The 15,943-nt window shown below is 67.4% G+C and carries 18 protein-coding genes; 6 read left to right on the top strand and 12 right to left on the bottom strand.

Annotation, left to right across the window (positions count from 1 at the left end; translation table 11 throughout):
- Positions 1 to 47: 47 nt before the first annotated feature.
- From serS to ACS5PN_RS00245, 3 genes are all read right to left on the bottom strand, one after another.
- A complete protein-coding gene (gene serS, locus ACS5PN_RS00255) occupies positions 48 to 1,343 on the bottom strand; it encodes a serine--tRNA ligase (protein WP_439461941.1) in 1,296 nt (431 codons plus the stop codon).
- 72 nt (positions 1,344 to 1,415) lie between these two features.
- Positions 1,416 to 2,393 carry a 4-hydroxy-3-methylbut-2-enyl diphosphate reductase gene (ispH, locus tag ACS5PN_RS00250; RefSeq protein ID WP_439461940.1) on the bottom strand — a complete coding sequence of 326 codons (978 nt, stop codon included), beginning with the start codon at positions 2,391 to 2,393 and terminating at the stop codon, positions 1,416 to 1,418.
- Complete coding sequence (locus tag ACS5PN_RS00245; protein ID WP_439461939.1) at positions 2,393 to 2,836, bottom strand: FKBP-type peptidyl-prolyl cis-trans isomerase; 444 nt, start codon at positions 2,834 to 2,836, stop codon at positions 2,393 to 2,395. Before ACS5PN_RS00245 ends, ispH begins: the two co-directional genes overlap by 1 nt.
- 40 nt (positions 2,837 to 2,876) lie before the next feature.
- Here ACS5PN_RS00245 and radC point away from each other — a divergent pair, with 40 nt between their 5' ends.
- Together radC and ACS5PN_RS00235 are read left to right on the top strand one after the other, a co-directional pair.
- Positions 2,877 to 3,551 (top strand): RadC family protein, encoded by a 675-nt coding sequence (radC, locus tag ACS5PN_RS00240; protein WP_439461938.1) that lies wholly within the window; start codon positions 2,877 to 2,879, stop codon positions 3,549 to 3,551.
- The gene (locus tag ACS5PN_RS00235; protein WP_439461937.1) at positions 3,548 to 4,195 is read left to right on the top strand and encodes a Smr/MutS family protein; all 648 of its coding nucleotides are present in this window, start codon (positions 3,548 to 3,550) and stop codon (positions 4,193 to 4,195) included. The genes radC and ACS5PN_RS00235 overlap by 4 nt, the downstream gene beginning before the upstream one ends.
- A gap of 37 nt (positions 4,196 to 4,232) precedes the next feature.
- Here ACS5PN_RS00235 and ACS5PN_RS00230 read toward each other — a convergent pair whose 3' ends face one another.
- Complete coding sequence (locus tag ACS5PN_RS00230) at positions 4,233 to 4,799, bottom strand: hypothetical protein (RefSeq protein WP_439461936.1); 567 nt, start codon at positions 4,797 to 4,799, stop codon at positions 4,233 to 4,235.
- Between the two features lie 274 nt (positions 4,800 to 5,073).
- Between ACS5PN_RS00230 and ACS5PN_RS00225 the strand changes: the two genes are divergently transcribed.
- Positions 5,074 to 5,718: a hypothetical protein gene (locus tag ACS5PN_RS00225; RefSeq protein ID WP_439461935.1), complete on the top strand. Its 645-nt coding sequence runs from the start codon at positions 5,074 to 5,076 to the stop codon at positions 5,716 to 5,718.
- A gap of 33 nt (positions 5,719 to 5,751) precedes the next feature.
- Here ACS5PN_RS00225 and ACS5PN_RS00220 read toward each other — a convergent pair whose 3' ends face one another.
- The 7 genes from ACS5PN_RS00220 to ACS5PN_RS00190 all read right to left on the bottom strand — a co-directional run bounded on the left by ACS5PN_RS00220 (position 5,752) and on the right by ACS5PN_RS00190 (position 12,793).
- Positions 5,752 to 7,713 (bottom strand): response regulator, encoded by a 1,962-nt coding sequence (locus ACS5PN_RS00220; protein ID WP_439461934.1) that lies wholly within the window; start codon positions 7,711 to 7,713, stop codon positions 5,752 to 5,754.
- A complete protein-coding gene (locus ACS5PN_RS00215; protein ID WP_439461933.1) occupies positions 7,706 to 8,179 on the bottom strand; it encodes a response regulator in 474 nt (157 codons plus the stop codon). The genes ACS5PN_RS00220 and ACS5PN_RS00215 overlap by 8 nt, the downstream gene beginning before the upstream one ends.
- A 14-nt stretch (positions 8,180 to 8,193) precedes the next feature.
- The gene (locus ACS5PN_RS00210; protein ID WP_439461932.1) at positions 8,194 to 10,401 is read right to left on the bottom strand and encodes an ATP-binding protein; all 2,208 of its coding nucleotides are present in this window, start codon (positions 10,399 to 10,401) and stop codon (positions 8,194 to 8,196) included.
- A 3-nt stretch (positions 10,402 to 10,404) separates the two neighbouring features.
- Positions 10,405 to 10,782, bottom strand: coding sequence for a response regulator (locus ACS5PN_RS00205; protein ID WP_439461931.1), 378 nt, complete (start codon positions 10,780 to 10,782; stop codon positions 10,405 to 10,407).
- Positions 10,783 to 10,858: 76 nt separating this feature from the next.
- Positions 10,859 to 11,251, bottom strand: coding sequence for a group II truncated hemoglobin (locus ACS5PN_RS00200; protein WP_439461930.1), 393 nt, complete (start codon positions 11,249 to 11,251; stop codon positions 10,859 to 10,861).
- Complete coding sequence (locus tag ACS5PN_RS00195) at positions 11,244 to 12,059, bottom strand: MinD/ParA family protein (RefSeq protein WP_439461929.1); 816 nt, start codon at positions 12,057 to 12,059, stop codon at positions 11,244 to 11,246. Before ACS5PN_RS00195 ends, ACS5PN_RS00200 begins: the two co-directional genes overlap by 8 nt.
- Positions 12,056 to 12,793: a GGDEF domain-containing protein gene (locus ACS5PN_RS00190; RefSeq protein WP_439461928.1), complete on the bottom strand. Its 738-nt coding sequence runs from the start codon at positions 12,791 to 12,793 to the stop codon at positions 12,056 to 12,058. The genes ACS5PN_RS00195 and ACS5PN_RS00190 overlap by 4 nt, the downstream gene beginning before the upstream one ends.
- Positions 12,794 to 13,003: 210 nt before the next feature.
- Here ACS5PN_RS00190 and ACS5PN_RS00185 point away from each other — a divergent pair, with 210 nt between their 5' ends.
- The 3 genes from ACS5PN_RS00185 to ACS5PN_RS00175 are packed head-to-tail and all read left to right on the top strand — an operon-like array spanning position 13,004 to position 15,623.
- Positions 13,004 to 13,855: a CheR family methyltransferase gene (locus ACS5PN_RS00185; RefSeq protein WP_439461927.1), complete on the top strand. Its 852-nt coding sequence runs from the start codon at positions 13,004 to 13,006 to the stop codon at positions 13,853 to 13,855.
- A gap of 2 nt (positions 13,856 to 13,857) precedes the next feature.
- Positions 13,858 to 14,523 (top strand): chemoreceptor glutamine deamidase CheD, encoded by a 666-nt coding sequence (cheD, locus tag ACS5PN_RS00180; RefSeq protein WP_439461926.1) that lies wholly within the window; start codon positions 13,858 to 13,860, stop codon positions 14,521 to 14,523.
- Between the two features lie 11 nt (positions 14,524 to 14,534).
- Positions 14,535 to 15,623, top strand: a complete 1,089-nt coding sequence (locus tag ACS5PN_RS00175; protein ID WP_439461925.1) for a protein-glutamate methylesterase/protein-glutamine glutaminase — start codon at positions 14,535 to 14,537, stop codon at positions 15,621 to 15,623.
- A gap of 4 nt (positions 15,624 to 15,627) precedes the next feature.
- Here the strand turns inward: ACS5PN_RS00175 and ACS5PN_RS00170 are convergent, their stop codons facing one another.
- Positions 15,628 to 15,933, bottom strand: a complete 306-nt coding sequence (locus ACS5PN_RS00170) for a hypothetical protein (RefSeq protein ID WP_439461924.1) — start codon at positions 15,931 to 15,933, stop codon at positions 15,628 to 15,630.
- Between the last annotated feature and the right edge of the window lie 10 nt (positions 15,934 to 15,943).

Genomic DNA, 15,943 nt, shown 5'->3' with positions numbered 1-15,943 from the left:
AGCGAAGCCTTGCATTATAGCCAGGTTTTTTCGCCCCACCGAACAAATCAGGCGCGCAGCACTTCAACGCCACCCATGTAGGAGCGCAGCGCTTCCGGCACCGTGATGCTGCCGTCGGCGTTCTGGTAGTTCTCGAGAACCGCCACCAGCGTGCGCCCCACCGCCAGGCCGGAGCCGTTCAGCGTGTGCACCAGCTCGTTCTTGCCCTGGGCGTTCTTGAAGCGCGCCTGCATGCGGCGGGCCTGGAAGGCGCCCATGTTCGAGCAGGAGCTGATCTCGCGGAAGGTGTTCTGAGCCGGCAGCCAGACTTCGAGGTCATAGGTCTTGACCGCGCCGAAGCCCATGTCGCCACCGCACAGCAGCATCGTGCGGTAAGGCAGGCCGAGCTTCTTGAGAATGGCTTCGGCGTGGCCCGTCATCTCTTCCAGCGCGGCCATGCTGTTGTCGGGCTGCTCGATGCGCACCATCTCGACCTTGTCGAACTGGTGCTGGCGGATCATGCCGCGGGTGTCGCGGCCGGCGGAGCCGGCTTCCGAACGGAAGCAGGGGCTGTGGGCCGTCATCTTGACGGGCAGGTCCTCGGCCTTCAGCACACTCTCGCGCACGGTGTTGGTCAGCGAGATTTCCGAGGTCGAGATCAGGTACTGCTCGGCCTGCTCATCGTCGCCGCCGCGCAGCACCCAGAACATGTCTTCCTTGAACTTGGGCAACTGGCCCGTGCCCTCGAGGATCTCGCGGTTGACGATGTAGGGCGTGTAGCACTCGGTGTAGCCATGCTCGGTCGTCTGCACGTCGAGCATGAACTGGGCAAGCGCGCGATGCAGGCGGGCGACGGGGCCACGCAGGAAGCTGAAGCGCGAGCCCGACAGCTTGGCGCCGGTCTCGAAGTCCAGGCCCAGCGGCGCGCCGAGGTCGACGTGATCCTTGACCTCGAAATCGAACGTGCGGGGCGTGCCCCAGCGGCGCACTTCGACATTGCCGGTTTCGTCGGTGCCGGCCGGCACGCTGGCGTCCGGCAGATTGGGCACGCCCATCAGCAGGTCGTTCAGTTCGACCTGGATGGCCTCCAGGCGCTCGGCGCCGGCCTTGAGTTCATCGGCGATGCCTCCGACTTCGGCCATCAGGGCCGAGGCGTCCTCGCCCTTGCCCTTGGCCATGCCGATCTGCTTGGACAGCGCATTGCGGCGGGCCTGCAGTTCCTCGGTGCGGGTCTGCACGCCCTTGCGTTCGGCCTCGAGCGACTTGAAGCGCTCCACGTCGAGATAGGGCTGGGGGTTCTTGCGCGCGCTCAGGCGCTCGATGACGGTATCGAGTTCCTTGCGCAGCTGGGTGATGTCAAGCATGGGTGTCTTTCAGGATTCGGATGCGAAAGCGGCGCCGATGTCAGGCGCCGCCGGATGCGTGAGGCACCGGCTTCAAGATCGAGAGGAACTCACCTCGGCCATGGACTTGTCGCCCAGGCCCATGGGCAGCGGGAAGCGCACATGCTCCTCCACGCCCGGCAGGCTGCGCACGGTCGTGGCGCCGAGAGCGCGCAGGCGGTCGATGACGGCCTGCACCAGCACGTCGGGCGCCGAAGCGCCGGCCGTCAGGCCCACGCGGGGGCGGTTTTCCAGCCATTCGGCCTTCAGGTCCTCGGCCGCGTCGACCATATAGCCCGGCGTGCCCAGGCGCTCGGCCAGTTCGCGCAGGCGGTTGCTGTTGGAGCTGGTCGGGCTGCCAACGACGACGACGACGTCGACCTGCGGCGCCAGCACCTTGACGGCGTCCTGGCGGTTCTGCGTGGCGTAGCAGATGTCCTGCTTCTTGGGCTCGCGCACCTGCGGGAAGACACGCTTCACCTCGGCCAGGATCTCGGCAGCATCGTCCACGCTCAGCGTCGTCTGCGTGACGACAGCCAGCTTGCCGCCATCCTTGACCTGCACCTTGGCCACATCCTCGACCTCTTCCACCAGGAAGATGCCCTCGGACAGCTGGCCCATGGTGCCTTCGACCTCGGGGTGGCCCTTGTGGCCGATCATGATGAATTCGTAGCCCTCGCGGTGCAGCTTGGCCACCTCGACGTGGACCTTGGTCACCAGCGGGCAGGTGGCGTCGAACACCTGGAAGCCGCGCGCGGCAGCTTCGCGGCGCACCTCCTGGCTGACACCATGGGCGCTGAACACCAGCGTGGCGCCGGGCGGCACCTCGGCCAGGTCCTCGATGAAGATGGCGCCCCGCGACTTCAGGTCGTTGACGACATAGGTGTTGTGCACGATCTCGTGGCGCACATAGATGGGCGAACCGAACTTGACGAGGGCGCGCTCGACGATCTCGATGGCACGGTCCACGCCGGCGCAGAAGCCGCGCGGCTCGGCCAGCAGCACTTCCTGGGGTTGTACGACGGCGTTCATCACAGCACCCCGATCACTTGCACCTCAAAGCTGACCGGCTGGCCCGCAAGAGGATGGTTGAAGTCAAACAGCAGGGCCTCGTCGCCCAGCTCACGCACGACGCCGGCATAGCCGCCCTGCCCGTCCGGGCCTGGGAACTGCACCACGTCGCCGACGTTGTAGACCTCGTCGGGGTCGCCCAGCTGGCGCAGCAGCGACAGCTTCACGCGCTGCAGCAGCTCGGGGTTGCGCTCGCCGAAGGCCTCGCCGGGCGCCAGCTCGAAACGCTCGTGGGCGCCCTCGGGCAGGCCGATCAGGCGCGACTCAATGGCCGGCGACAGCTGGCCGATGCCGAGGGACAGCGTGGCGGGCTTGTCGTCGAAGGTGTTGACGATGTCGGCACCGTCCGGGCCCGAGAGCCGGTAATGCAGGGTCAGGAAGGACCCGGCCTGGATGGGGTTCATGCGAGAGAGGGGACCGCTTGGCTAGACTGGGCGTGATTTTATGTCTTTGACCCATCTGCCCCCGGACGCCCGCCCGCGCGAGAAGCTGCTTGCCCGCGGACCGCAGGCCTTGGCGGATGCCGAACTGCTGGCCCTGCTGCTGCGCACCGGCTTGAAAGGCATGCCCGTGCTGCAGCTGGCGCAGAGCCTGCTGGACCGTTTTGGCGGCTGGGCCGGGCTGCTGGCGGCCAGCGTGCAGGACCTGGGCAAGGTCAAGGGCCTGGGGCCGGCCAAGCGCGCCGAGATCGCGGCGGTTCTCGAGATTGCCCGACGCTCGCTGAACCAGCAACTGGCCGAAAAGCCGGCCATGAACGACGTCGATAAGGTGAAAACCTATCTGCGCCTGCACCTCGGCGGCCTGGGCCACGAGGTGTTTGCCGTGCTCTTCCTGGACGCCCAGTTGCGGCTGATCGCCATGGAGACGCTGTTCCAGGGCTCGCTGACATCGACCACCGTCCACCCTCGCGAAGTCGTCAAGCGCGCGCTGGCCCTGGGCGCCGGCGCCGCCATCCTGGCCCACAACCACCCCAGCGGCGTGGCCGAACCCTCCAAGGCCGATGAGCTGCTCACCCGGCAGCTCAGCCAGGCGCTGGCACTGGTGGACGTGCGCGTGGTCGACCATTTCATTGTCGGCGCGGGCGAGGTGGTGTCGTTTGCCGAACGGGGGCTGCTGTGACGACGAAGTCGGTGCGCAGCCTGGCCGACCTGAAGCCGCTGGCCCGCGAGCTGGCCGCGGCACGCCTGGCGGCCGAAGTCGAGCGCGAGCGGGTCGCCGCGGCCATGCGCCTGGCCGAGCAGGAGCGGCGGGTCTTCGAGCTGACCGTCGGCCCGGTGACGCCGCTGCGCAGCACCGATAGATTCGTCCACGCTCTGGAGCAGCCCCCACCCGAGCCACGCCAGCGCGAGGCCGATGAGCGCGCCGTGCTGCTGCAGGCACTGTCCGACGAGATCGATGTCGAGTCGCTGCTGGACACCGACGAGACGCTGAGCTTTCGTCGTGAAGGCATCAGCCTCGAGGTCGTGCGCAAACTGCGCCGCGGCCACTGGTCGCTGCAGGCCCAGCTCGACCTGCACGGCCTGCGCCGCGACGGGGCCCGCGAGGCCCTGGGCCTCTTCATCCACGACAGCGCACGCCGCGGCCTGCGCTGCGTGCGCGTCGTGCACGGCAAGGGCCACGGCTCGCCGGGCCGCGAGCCGGTGCTCAAGGGCCGGGTGCGGCGCTGGCTGGTGCAGAAGAACGAGGTGCTGGCCTTTGTGCAGGCGCGCGCCAGCGACGGCGGCGCCGGCGCCCTCATCGTGCTGCTGGCGGGAACGCCCTGACGGGGCAGGCGCAGGCAATGCGCCGTGCGCCGTGCGCCTATTGGATCTTGCTGGCGCCTTCGATGCCCAGCACCAGCGGCTTCTTCAGGTCGCCCGCGTTGTGCATACCCGAGGGTGTGAGTTGCAGGTCGCGCGCCTTGAAATACAGAAAGCCATTGACCTGGCTCACCGTGACGCTGCCCTTGGCAGCGCCGCTGGAGTTCCATTCGACGATCTTCTTGTTGGACACGTCGGCGAAGTTCACCTTCACCTGGCGCGCCGCGAGATTGGGCTTGGCAGCGACCTGGTAGACGCCCGGCGCCGGCGCGGCACTCCCGAAGTCCAGCGAGGCCAGCTGCAGCTTGTCGCTGGGCGTCAGCACGAAGGCCTCGGGCGTGGAGAGGTATTGCAGGCCGGCCTTGAAGCTGTACTGCTTGGCGCCGGCGCTGGCGCGCAACTCGCCGTAGTTGAACCAGCCGTTGGGGCCCGCGTAAAGGGGTTTCTTCGGGTTGGTGTAGCGGTCATCCGGCGCCGGCGACACATTGGTCCAGGCATCCGCCGCCGGCTGGGCATGGGCCAGTGCGCTGGCGGCCAGTGCGATGCAGAAGAAAAGTTTCCGGTGCATGGAGAGCGTCCCTTCGAGATGGCAAAGCGCGCAGGGCGCTGGATGGGGACGGTAGCACGCATGCCGCCGGCGGCCGGTTTCATGCTGGCGCAGAAGAACGCGCTGCGAGCCTTCGCCTGACACGCCGCTGACGGTGAATAACACCGGGCTGTCGCGTCGCGCCGCCGACACGGGGTGCAACGCCATTGACCGGCGCGGTTAGCCCGGAGTAGTCTGGACTCAAGCCGCCATCTGAGCGACGTCCGGTTTTTCGCAGCCCCAACGAGGAGAGCCCATGTCCCTGACCTTTTCCGATCGTGCGCCTCAGCCCAAGAGCTATGTCGGCATCGGTTTCGTCGTCGTCGTGCATCTGGCGGCGATCTATGCGCTGAGCGCCGGGTTGATCAAGACACCACCCAGGGCGCCCGAGAACATCACGCTCAAACCGTTGCCGCCCGAGGTCCCGGAGATTCCGTTACCCCAGGATCCGGTGCGCCCGACCGAGCCGGTCATGCGTGACGTGAAGATCGCGATTCCGGAGCCCACAGTGCCCGTGATCGCACCGTCAGATCCCGTCATCAGCGGCACTGTGGTTCGCGACCCCGTGCCCGCCACCGATGGGCCGACGATGGGCACGGGCCAGACCATCGCCATCGCGACCTCCAAGCCCGACACCGGCATCAAGGCGCCCGGCGCCGTCTGCTCCGTGATGCCCAAGCCCGAGGTCCCTGCCGTCAACTGGGTCGGCGAAGCGGTGCTGCAGGTGATTGCCACGGTGCGCGGCGGCCGTGTCGTCGGTACCGATTTCAAGGTCGCGCAAGGTGCCCTGGACAGCAAGACCAAGCGCTCACTGCAGCGTTCGGTGGAATCCGCTCTGTCGGGCTACCAGTGCCAGGGCGACGCGACCTTCCAGCAGGACTTCGCCTTCCGGATCGACTGACGACGCTCGAGAAGGCGCCGCCGCCGAATGGCGTCAGGCGACAGGCCGCCGGGGTGACTGCAAAGCTTCCCTGATGGCCTGACCCAGCTTGCGGATGTCAATGGGCTTGGCGACATAGCGCTGGAAGCCGGCGGCGAGCCCCGCCTGGCGGTCGGGCAGCATGGCGAAGGCGGTCAGCGCCACCGCGGGCAGATCGGCCGTCGCCGCTTGGCTGCGCACGGCGCGCACGAGCGCCAGGCCATCCATTTCCGGCATGCCGATGTCCGACACCAGCAGGTCGAAGCGGCCGGGTTGCAGCAGGGCGAGGGCCTCGCGTGCGCTGCTGGCTGCCATGACCTCGGCGCCGAGGTCGCGCAGCGCGGCCTGGCCGACTTCGCGGGCGTCATCCTCGTCGTCGACCAGCAGCAGGCGCACGCCGTCCAGCCGGGGCGCACGCGCATCGACGGGGGGAGCGACCGCAGCCGTCGGCGCCACCGGGGGCGGCGGCGCCGCTGGCAGGCGCACGTCGAAGCGCGCACCCAGGTCCGGGCCCTCGCTGTGCGCGGCGATGTGGCCGCCGTGCAGCTCGACGATGGCCCGCGTGATGGCCAGGCCCAGGCCGAGGCCGCCCGCCTTGCGGGTGCGCGAGCCGTCCTCCTGGCGCAGGCGGTCGAAGACATGGGGCAGGAAGTCGGGTGAGATGCCGCGACCATCGTCCTGCACCGACAGCACCACCGTGCCATCTTCGTCCTGCCGCGTCCTGACGACGACACGTCCGCCGTCGTTGCTGAACTTCAGCGCATTGCCCACCAGGTTGGAAATGACCTGGGTCAGTCGCTGCGCGTCCCCCGAGACCCACAGCACGCTGTTGCCCTGGCATTGCAGTTCGATGCTGCGTGCCTGGGCCGTGTGCACATGGGACAGCAGGGTCTCGGCCGTCAGCGCGGCCAGGTCCACGGCGTCCCGCTGCAGCACCAGCTTGCCGGCAACGACGGCGCTCATGTCCAGCAGGTCGTTGATCATGCGGGTCTGCAGCTGGGCGTTGCGGCGGATGACCAGGGCCGCCTTGGCCAGCAATTCGTTGCCCGAAGCGTGCTTTTCCAGGATGTCGGCCCAGCCGCTGATGGCGCTCAGCGGCGAGCGCAACTCGTGGGACAGCACGGCGAGGAACTGGTCCTTGAGCTCGTTGCTGCGCTCAGCCTCCTCCTTGGCCTGGCGCAGTTGCTGCGAAGCTTCGTAGGCGGCGGTCACGTCGCGCACGATCTTGGAGAAGCCGGTGTGTTCGCCGGCCGCGCTGAAGATGGGCGTCATCACGCCCTCGGCGCGCAGCCGTGTGCCGTCCTGGCGCATCAGCCAGCGGTCGTCACGCGCCGAACCGTTGGCGAGCGCGGTGGCCATCTCGCGGGCCAGCACCCCGGTGACGCGGTCCTCGGGCGAGAACAGCAGGTCGGCCGAGCGCCCGATCACGGTCTCCAGCCCGCGGCCGAACATGCCGCTGGCGGCGCGATTCCAGCCCCGGATCAACCCCTCCTGATCCAGCAGCACGACGGCGTAGTCGTGCAAGGAGTCGACGACGCGCGCATACAGCGCGTCGGCCTCGCGCAGCTGCGCCTGCACGCGCCGCTGTGCCTCGCGCTGGGCCACTTCACGCAGCGCACGCTCGATGACCAGGGGCAGGCGCGACAGGCGGCCCTTGGTCACATAGTCGGTCGCGCCGCGCTTGAGCAGCTCGACGGCGTTCTCCTCGCCGATGACGCCGGAGACGAAGATGAAGGGCGTCTGCGGCGCCGCCGTGCGGGCGTGGTCCAGTGCCTCGCCGCCGTTGAAATCCGGCAGCTGGTAGTCGGACAGGATCAGGTCGAAAGCCTGGCGCTGCAGCGCCAGCTTGTAGCCGGCTTCGTCCTGTACCCAGGTGATGTGCGCGTTCAGCCCCGCCGCGTCGAGCGACGTGCCGAGCAACTCGGCGTCGAACGCCGAGTCCTCGAGCAACAGCACCTGCAGGTCGCCCTCACTCATAGCGCCGATGCGTGCGCAGCGAGCCGGGGGGCGGTTCGTTCAGCACGGCCCAGAACATGCCCAGGTCGGAGATGGCCGTCACGAATTGCTTGAACTCGACCGGCTTCACAACATAGGCGTTGACGCCCAGCTCGTAGCTCTGCACCACGTCGGACTCGGCCTGCGACGACGTCAGCATGACGACCGGGATGCTCTTCAGCGCGGCGGTGGCACGCACGGTGCTCAGCACTTCCAGGCCATTGACCTTGGGCAGCTTCAGGTCCAGCAGCACGACGGCAGGGTTGCCTTCGGCGCGCCCTGCATGCGCGCCCTCGCGGTTGAGATAGTCCAGCGCCTCGGCGCCGTCGCGCACGATGATGACTTCGTTGGCAAGCTGGCTCTTTTCCAGCGCGACCAGGGTCAGCTCCAGGTCTCGCGCGTCATCCTCGACAAGCAGGATGGGTTTGAGCGTGGCGGGGGTGTGCATGGCGTTTTCTCCTCTCAATCTGGCAGCGGCATCACGAACGTGAAGCGCGCGCCGCGGTCGACCTCGCCGTAGGCCTCCACGCTGCCACCGTGTTTTTCAATGATGCGGCGCACGCTGGCCAGGCCGATGCCGGTGCCTTCAAACGCCTCGCTGCGGTGCAGCCGCTGGAACACGCCGAACAGCTTGTTGACGTATTTCATCTGGAAGCCGACGCCGTTGTCGCTGATGGAAAGACCCGCGCCACGTTCGTCTTGAACAGGCGCGATCTCGATGCGCGCCAATTCGCGCGTGCGGCTGTACTTGACAGCATTGCCGATCAGGTTGCGCAGCGCGACCTGCATCAGCACCGGGTCGCCCCACAGCCGCGGCAGCGGGCGCTGCACCACCCATTCAACGCGCCCTTCGCGTGGCGCCCCGGCCTGCTCGGCGATGAGGTCGTCGACCAGCGCCTCGGTATTGATCCAACTGCATTTCAGCGCCAAGCGCCCCATGCGGGAGAAGTCCAGCAGCGCATCCACCAGCATGCCGGCATGGGCCGAGGCCTCCTTGACGTGGGCCAGATAGCGCCGCGTGCGCTCGCTGAGACTCTTGCCGTCCATCTCCATCACCAGGTCGACGAAGCCTGAGATGTGGCGCATCGGCGCACGCAGGTCGTGGGACACGGTGTAGGAAAAGGCTTCCAGCTCCTTGTTGACGCGGCCGAGTTCGGCGGCCACCTCGGCCATCTCCTCCGCGCGGCGCAGCACGATGCCGATCAGCGCCTGGCGCAGCTCCAGCGCGGCGTGGATCTCGGCCGGCCGCCACGGCATGGAACGCCCGCTGACATGCTCGACCCAACTCGCGAAGCTGCGCCGCGGGTGCAGTTGAGTGCCCGGGGCCAACGCCTCCTTGCGCGGCTCGCCGGCCCAGGTGATGGTCTGGGCGATCTCGGGCCGGAACCAGACGATGTAGTGACGGTGCAGGCTGGAGATGGAGATGGCCAGCACGCCGCAGGCCTTGGCCCCCTCGGCGGCGAATTCGGCCTCCTCCTGCCCCAGCCGGTCCGTGTGCATCACATCGTCGATGCGGCCGGCCAGCCACTGCCCCACCCGAAGTACCGTTTCGCGGTCGGGCGTGTCGCCGATGCACCAACACTGGTCGTTCAGGATGACGGCCGCCCCCGCCGCGCGCGCCAGGCGCAGCAGCGGTCCCGGCTCGTCCACCAGGCGCTGCAGCGTCGCGTCGCTGTCAGCCATATGGGCCACCATGGCCAACGTCAGCTCGCGCAGCTTCAGCTGCTGGTTGACCTGTTCGTTCTCCTCCTTGGCCTCGATCTGCAGCGACAGCAGTTGGCCCAGATGCTCGCAGGCCATGCGGGTCTGGTAGGACAGCGCACGCGGGTCGTGGTCATGACAGGACACCAAGCCCCACAGCTCGCCGCGCACGATGATGGATACCGACATCGAGGCCAGCGTGCCCATGTTGCGCATGTATTCCAGATGCACCGGCGACACACTGCGCAGCTGGGCCTGTGACAGGTCCAGGGCCAGAGCGGTGGAGCGGCCATCTGCAAAGTGCACCGGCACCGGCGTGTAATTGGCGTCGGGGATCAGCCGCAGGTGGTTGAGCCGGTACAGCGCACGCGCCTGGGCGGGGATGTCGGAGGCCGGGAAATGGTGACCCTGGTAGGCCTCGTAGCCCGCGTCCAAGCATTCCGTCAGCACCTCGCCATGGCCATCGGCATCGAAACGGTAGATGAGGCAGCGGCCGAAACCGGTCAGCCGCTTCATCTCCGTGGTGACAACCTCGCAGACCTCCTGGACCGATGTCGTTCGCTGCATTTGCGGCACCACATGGCGCGCCAGACTGTAGATGGGCGCGCGGGCACCCTCGTCGGCCATGGCGGGTTCCAGCTCGAGGTGCACCAGGCCACCCAAACGGTGGGCCGACACATGCAGCTTTCGCCCGCCCAGCGTCTGCAGGCCGAGCGACTGCGCGCCCTCGCCCTCGACCAGTGCAGCGGTCTCGTCGTGCACAGAGGCGGCGAACCCAGCAAGGGCTTCGGCGGGTGGATCATCCCCAAGCAGGTCGACCCAGTTGCGGCTCCAGGCCACCACGGATCCGTCGCCCGCGTTGACCGACAGCAGCCAGCCATGCGGCTGGATGGCGCCGGGCACGCGGATAGGCTCGCTGGCGCAATCCGCCGCGAGAGCCGATGTCGGCAACAGGACGGGCGCAACCACTGCTCAGATCGCTCCCAACAAGGCAGTCATCTGGTCATGCTCCAAGGGCTTGACGAGGAAGGCATCCGCACCCAGCAGATGGGCTTCTTCGCGGATCTTGTCGTCCATCATCCCGCTGAGCATCACCACCGAAATGGCCGCCGTCATCTGGTCGGCCTTCACGTCAGCGAGCAGACTCATGCCGTTGCCGTCGGGCAGGTTGAGATCCAGGAAGATCAGGCGCGGGCGCTGGCGGACGATCTGCTCGCGGCCTTCGGCCAGCGTACGTGCGGTGGACACGCTGAACCCCTCGATCTCGATCAGCAGGGCAAGCACTTCGGTCGCATCGACGTTGTCGTCAACGATCAGGATATGCGGCAATTCGTCGGCAGCGACACTCATGCCTCAAATGCTACGTGAGCCCGCGGGGCCTTCTGGCAGCAGTTACAAAGACGTGAGATGACTCGCGTTGACCGGCTCACGCGCCGACATTGCGCATCCAATCGGCCGTTCCTGCGAAGGATTCGGCCAGCCGGGCCTGCAGGGCCGGGTCCACCCCGGTCTCCTGCATGGCCTGGGCCATGCAGGCCAGCCATTCGTCGCGCTCGGCGATGCCGATGCGAAATGGCATGTGGCGCGCCCGCAGCCGCGGGTGACCGAAGCGGCTGATGTAGTGGTCTGGGCCACCCAGCCAGCCGCACAGGAACCAGAACAGCTTGTCGCGCGCGCTGTCCAGCGAATCGCCATGCGCCGCGCGCAGCCGCGCATAGGCCGGCTCCAGGTCCATCAGGTCGTAGAAGCGGTCGACGAGCTCGCGCACGCGCGCCTCGCCGCCCACCCATTCGAAGGCGGTGGTCGGGGAATCAGCCAAGAATTTTTGAGGCGAGCGCCTTGATGGCCTGGGCCGCGTCGCAGCCCGGGTAATGCTCCAGCATCAGCTGGCGCTTGAGGACAGCCTGCTTGACGGCCGGGTCGGCCTTGACCTCGCCATACAGCTCAAGCCGGAAGTTCTGGCCCGGCGCCGGGCCGACGAAGCGCTGCAGGACCTGCTGCAGCTGGCCACAGATCAGCTTGCCTTCGCCGACGCGGTTGGCCTGGTTGACCAGCAGGCCCACCTGGCGGCGCTCCTGCTGCGTGGCCAGCACCTTGATGGTGGCGTAGGCATCGGTCAGCGATGTGGGTTCGGGCGTGGCGACGACGAGGACGTCGGTGGCCAGCGAGATGGCGAACAGCACGACATCGGAGATGCCGGCGCCGGTGTCCAGCAGCACCCAGTCGAAGCGCGGCTTGACCAGGTCGATGATGTGCAGCAGCTTGTCGCGCACTTCGGGCGTTAGGCGCGAGTACTCGACCATGCCCGAGCCGGCCAGCAGCACGCTGAAGCCACCGGGCGCGGGCAGGATGGCCTGCTCCAGCGTGGCCTTCTCGGTGAAGACGTCGTGCAGCGTCAGCTTGGGGTGCAGGTTCAGCACCACGTCGAGGTTGGCGAGGCCGAGGTCGGCGTCCAGCACCAGCACCTTCTGGCCGCGCGCGGCCAGGGCCGCCGCGAGGTTGGCGGTGACGAAGGTCTTGCCGACGCCGCCCTTGCCGCTGGTGACGGCGAGGGTGCGGGCACCACCCGTACGGGCGGGGCGCTGGGGCGGCGGCGTGGGAGCAGCAGGATCGGTAGTGGTGCTCATGGCAGGTCCTGTTGCGTTTCGAGATTCAGGGTGGCAAACAACATGCCCTTTTCTTCGGCGCTGACCAGGGAATCGATCTGGGGTTCAAGGCAGGCACGGTTGCGCCCTTCAGCCTTGGCGCGGTAGAGCTGGCGGTCGGACCGCTCCGTCCACAGCAGCGGCGATGAGCGCACCCACTGCGGGGCGAAGGCGCCGCCCAGGCTGACGGTGACGTTGAGCATCTGGCCGGGGCCGACCTCGATGGCCAGCTCGGAGACACGCTCGCGCACGCGCTCGGCCACGGCCAGGCCCACATGCGAGGCGCAGTTGGGCAGGATGATGGCGAACTCCTCACCACCCACGCGGGCGACGAGGTCCATGGGCCGCACGGTCTGTTCGACGGCGTGGGCGACGGCGCGGATGACCTGGTCGCCGGCGCCGTGGCCGTGGGTGTCGTTGACGGCCTTGAAGTGATCGATGTCCAGCATCAGCAGCAGTGCGGCCTCGCCGGAGCGGGCCACGCGGTCGACTTCACGGGCCAGGGCCATCTCGAAGCTGCGGCGGTTGACGAGGCCGGTCAGGGCGTCCTTGCTGGAGAGGTCGCACAGCGCATCCAGCACGGCCTGCAGCCAGGCGGCACTCATCGGCGCTTCGTCCGGAAGCAATGCGCCGGCCTGCTGCAGCAATTGCAGGGCCTGGTCCAGATCGAGCGTCTGGGCATCGATCAGGTGGGTGGCGGGCAGGCGTTGTTCCAAAGGGGTCGGCTGAGGGAGCGGATGGCCGGATTGTGGTTTCGAGGCAGTCTAGCAGCGGCCTCCGTGTGTCCAGGTCGTGAAACAGGCACGTTCCTGGAGCCTGTTTGCACTATGCTGGACCGGACCAGGACCGTACAAAGGGCCTGCGGTGCAGAATCGGCGCGCCAACGCCAGAACTGCTGCGAGCACCAACAAATCTGATTTTTAGACATGCCCGCACCCGACCTCGCCACCGGCAACGACTCCCTCGATCATGAGTTCAGCTTCAGCAAGGCCGACTTCGACCGTGTGCGGGAGCTGATCTACAAGCATGCCGGCATCAGCCTGCATGACGGCAAGCATGCGATGGTCTACAGCCGGCTGTCGCGCCGCCTGCGCGAGACCGGGCACAAGAGCTTCGCGAGCTATCTGCAGTGGCTGGAGTCTTCCACCGGCCCGTCCGGCGCCGCCGAGTGGCAGGAGTTCGTCAACTGCCTGACGACCAACCTGACCTCCTTCTTTCGCGAGGAACACCACTTCCACGCACTCAAGGACGACCTCAAGCCTTACGCAGGCAAGGGTGTGCGCATCTGGTGCTGCGCGGCCTCGACCGGCGAGGAACCCTATTCCATCCTGATGACCTGCAGCGAAGCCCTGGGCCCCAGCGCCTCGGTGCAGCTCGTCTCCAGCGACATCGACACCAATGTGCTGGCCGCGGCCAAGCGCGGGGTCTACAACGCCGATGCCCGCGGCCTGGACGCCACGCGGCTGAAGAACTTCTTCATGCGCGGCACCGGCGCCAATTCCGGCAAGATCCGCGTGAAGCCCGAGTTGCAGCGCTGGGTCGATTTCCGCCCGCTGAACCTGATGGACACGCAGTGGCAGCTGGGCGACCCCTTCCACATGGTGTTCTGCCGCAACGTCATGATCTATTTCGATGCGCCCACCCAACGCAAGGTGCTGGAGCGCATCCACCGCGTCATGCGGCCGGGAGGGCTGCTGTTCGTCGGGCACTCGGAGAACTTCACCGAATCCCGCGATCTGTTCAAGCTGCGCGGCAAAACCATTTACGAACGGGTCTGAGCATGAGCACTCCCCTTGCCTCCGCACCCACCATCGGCCTCGGCAACCCCGTCGCCGTCGCGCGGGTCAACCAGCTCAAGGCCCAGCCCCGCAAGCAGGGTGAAGCCTCCTTCTTCTTCTACGACGCCCACTTCAAGAACGCGGCCGTCAAGATCCTGCCCGGCGAGTACTTCGTCGACCAGGAGGACCTGCTCGTCATGACGACGCTGGGCTCCTGCATCGCGGCCTGCCTGTGGGACCGCGTCGCCAAGGTCGGCGGCATGAACCACTTCATGCTGCCCGAGGGCAACGGCGACTCGGGCCGCTACGGCTCGTTCGCGATGGAATTGCTGATCAACGAGATGATGAAGCGCGGCGCCAGCAAGGCCCGCATGGAAGCCAAGATCTTCGGCGGTGGCGCCGTCATCTCGGGCATGAACTCGCTCAATGTCGGCGAGCGCAACACCAACTTCGTCATCGACTTCCTGAAGCTGGAACGCATTCCCATCGTGTCCAAGGACGTGATGGACGTGTATCCGCGCAAGGTCTGCTTCCTGCCGGCCAGCGGCAAGGCCATGGTCAAGCGTCTGGCGCCGACCAACACCGATGCGCTGGTCCAGCAGGACAAGGCCGCGATCCAAAAGGTGCAGCCGGTCGCCAGCAGCGGCGGCTCCATCGATCTGTTCTGAGGAGGCCAACGATGGCCAAGACCAAAGTCGTGGTGGTGGACGACTCGGCGCTGGTGCGCTCCATCCTCACCGAGATCATCAACCGGCAGTCCGACATGGAATGCATAGGCGCGGCCGCCGACCCCCTGGTCGCGCGCGAGATGATCCGCAACCTCAACCCCGACGTCATCACGCTGGACGTCGAGATGCCGCGCATGGACGGCCTGGACTTTTTGTCGCGGCTGATGCGGCTGCGTCCCATGCCCGTGGTGATGGTGTCCACGCTGACCGAGCGCGGTGCCGAGGTCACCCTGAAGGCGCTGGAACTGGGCGCCATCGACTTCGTCGCCAAGCCCAAGATCGGCGTAGCCGACGGCATCAAGCTGCTGGCCCAGGACATCACCGACAAGATCCGCGTCGCGTCCAAGGCCCATATCCGCCGCGCGCCGCCGCCGCCCGCGCCGGGCACCGCGCCCCCCGCACCGGTCAAGGCCGTCACCATGGCCAGCCTGGGCAAGGCCTCGACCGAGAAGATCATCTTCATCGGCGCTTCCACCGGCGGCACCGAGGCCACCAAGGACGTGCTGATCAACCTGCCGGCCGACAGCCCGGCCGTCGTCATCACCCAGCACATGCCGCCCGGCTTCACCAAGAGCTATGCGGCGCGGCTGGACGGCCTGTGCAAGATCCGCGTCAAGGAAGCCCAGGACGGCGAGCGCATCCTGCCCGGCCACGGCTATATCGCGCCGGGCGGCATGCACCTGAGCGTGGAGCGCAGCGGTGCCAACTACATCGCCCGCGTGCAGGACGGCGAACCGATCAATCGGCACAAGCCGTCGGTCGAGGCCCTGTTCCTGTCGGCCGCCAAGGTCGTCGGCCAGAACGCCATCGGCATCATGCTGACCGGCATGGGCGCCGACGGCGCCAAGGCCATGAAGGTCATGAAGGACGCCGGCTCCTACAACTACTGCCAGGACGAAGCCAGCTGCGTCGTCTTCGGCATGCCGCGCGAGGCCATCGCGGCCGGCGCAGCGGATGAGGTTCTGCCGTTGAACCAGATCGCCGGCAAGGTGCTGGAGCGGCTGCGCGCGACCTCGGGCATTTCGCTCAACCGCGTCTGATCCTTCAGCGCTTGGTCGCGCTGGCGGACAGCTCGGCCTTCGCCACCAGCAGGGGTCGCTGACGCGTGACGACCACCGAATCCGCCGGGAACACCGGCTTGAAACCGTCCAGCGATTTGGGGCTCGCCGGCACGTAGGCCGTCTGCACGGGGCGCTCCGCCTTGCCGACCACGACCACACGGTTCGTGCGGTCGGCGGCGGCTTCCTTCAGGTCGGCATTGGCGTCCGTGAACGCCCGCGCGCTCGTCGTGGCGAGCACCAGGACGGCAGCAAAAGAGGCAAAAGAGATCCAGCGAGGCAGCGTGTTCATGATGCGTTTC

It is taken from the genome of Roseateles sp. NT4 (assembly GCF_051857475.1).
Lineage (GTDB): Bacteria > Pseudomonadota > Gammaproteobacteria > Burkholderiales > Burkholderiaceae_C > Pelomonas.
This window is presented reverse-complemented; position numbering and strand designations above follow the sequence as displayed.

Excerpts from the sequence above, each read along its gene's own strand:
- serS (WP_439461941.1), bottom strand. The coding sequence starts at position 1,343 with ATGCTTGACATCACCCAGCTGCGCAAGGAACTCGATACCGTCATCGAG.
- ACS5PN_RS00170 (WP_439461924.1), bottom strand. The coding sequence starts at position 15,933 with ATGAACACGCTGCCTCGCTGGATCTCTTTTGCCTCTTTTGCTGCCGTC.
- ACS5PN_RS00220 (WP_439461934.1), bottom strand. The coding sequence starts at position 7,713 with ATGAGTGAGGGCGACCTGCAGGTGCTGTTGCTCGAGGACTCGGCGTTC.
- ACS5PN_RS00225 (WP_439461935.1), top strand. The coding sequence starts at position 5,074 with ATGTCCCTGACCTTTTCCGATCGTGCGCCTCAGCCCAAGAGCTATGTC.
- radC (WP_439461938.1), top strand. The coding sequence starts at position 2,877 with ATGTCTTTGACCCATCTGCCCCCGGACGCCCGCCCGCGCGAGAAGCTG.
- ACS5PN_RS00175 (WP_439461925.1), top strand. The coding sequence starts at position 14,535 with ATGGCCAAGACCAAAGTCGTGGTGGTGGACGACTCGGCGCTGGTGCGC.
- ACS5PN_RS00195 (WP_439461929.1), bottom strand. The coding sequence starts at position 12,059 with ATGAGCACCACTACCGATCCTGCTGCTCCCACGCCGCCGCCCCAGCGC.
- ACS5PN_RS00230 (WP_439461936.1), bottom strand. The coding sequence starts at position 4,799 with ATGCACCGGAAACTTTTCTTCTGCATCGCACTGGCCGCCAGCGCACTG.
- ACS5PN_RS00215 (WP_439461933.1), bottom strand. The coding sequence starts at position 8,179 with ATGCACACCCCCGCCACGCTCAAACCCATCCTGCTTGTCGAGGATGAC.
- ACS5PN_RS00205 (WP_439461931.1), bottom strand. The coding sequence starts at position 10,782 with ATGAGTGTCGCTGCCGACGAATTGCCGCATATCCTGATCGTTGACGAC.
- ACS5PN_RS00185 (WP_439461927.1), top strand. The coding sequence starts at position 13,004 with ATGCCCGCACCCGACCTCGCCACCGGCAACGACTCCCTCGATCATGAG.
- ACS5PN_RS00245 (WP_439461939.1), bottom strand. The coding sequence starts at position 2,836 with ATGAACCCCATCCAGGCCGGGTCCTTCCTGACCCTGCATTACCGGCTC.
- ispH (WP_439461940.1), bottom strand. The coding sequence starts at position 2,393 with ATGAACGCCGTCGTACAACCCCAGGAAGTGCTGCTGGCCGAGCCGCGC.
- cheD (WP_439461926.1), top strand. The coding sequence starts at position 13,858 with ATGAGCACTCCCCTTGCCTCCGCACCCACCATCGGCCTCGGCAACCCC.